Raw genomic sequence first — 771 nt, forward strand, 5'->3', positions numbered from 1 at the left:
CATGGCTAAGGAAAAATTTGAACGTAGCAAACCGCACGTAAACGTTGGCACCATCGGTCACGTTGACCATGGTAAAACCACTCTGACTGCTGCTTTGACTACTATTTTGGCTAAAAAATTCGGTGGCGCTGCAAAAGCTTACGACCAAATCGACAACGCTCCTGAAGAAAAAGCTCGTGGTATTACCATTAATACCTCACACGTAGAATACGAAACTGAAACCCGTCACTACGCACACGTAGACTGCCCGGGCCACGCCGACTACGTTAAAAACATGATTACCGGTGCTGCCCAAATGGACGGCGCGATCTTGGTATGTTCCGCAGCTGACGGTCCTATGCCTCAAACTCGCGAACACATCCTGTTGGCTCGCCAAGTAGGTGTACCTTACATCATCGTATTCATGAACAAATGTGACATGGTTGACGATGCCGAGCTGTTGGAACTGGTTGAAATGGAAATCCGTGACCTGTTGTCAAGCTACGATTTCCCAGGCGACGACTGCCCAATCGTACAAGGTTCTGCACTGAAAGCTTTGGAAGGTGACGCTGGTTACGAAGAGAAAATCTTCGAATTGGCTGCTGCTCTGGACAGCTACATCCCAACACCTGAGCGTGCTGTGGACAAACCTTTCTTGTTGCCTATCGAAGACGTATTCTCTATCTCTGGCCGTGGTACAGTAGTAACCGGTCGTGTAGAGCGCGGTATCATCCACGTTGGTGACGAGATCGAAATCGTAGGTCTGAAAGAAACCCAAAAAACCACTTGTAC

Annotated in this window: 1 protein-coding gene; it reads left to right on the forward strand. The window is 48.6% G+C overall.

From position 1 onward, the window contains the following. Window position 1: 1 nt before the first annotated feature. Window positions 2–771 (forward strand): elongation factor Tu (locus ACTHSX_RS10450; protein ID WP_440377606.1); only part of this gene is annotated, 770 nt, incomplete at its 3' end.

Origin of the sequence: Neisseria sp. P0014.S002, assembly GCF_051958295.1 — a bacterium.
GTDB lineage: Bacteria > Pseudomonadota > Gammaproteobacteria > Burkholderiales > Neisseriaceae > Neisseria > Neisseria flavescens_B.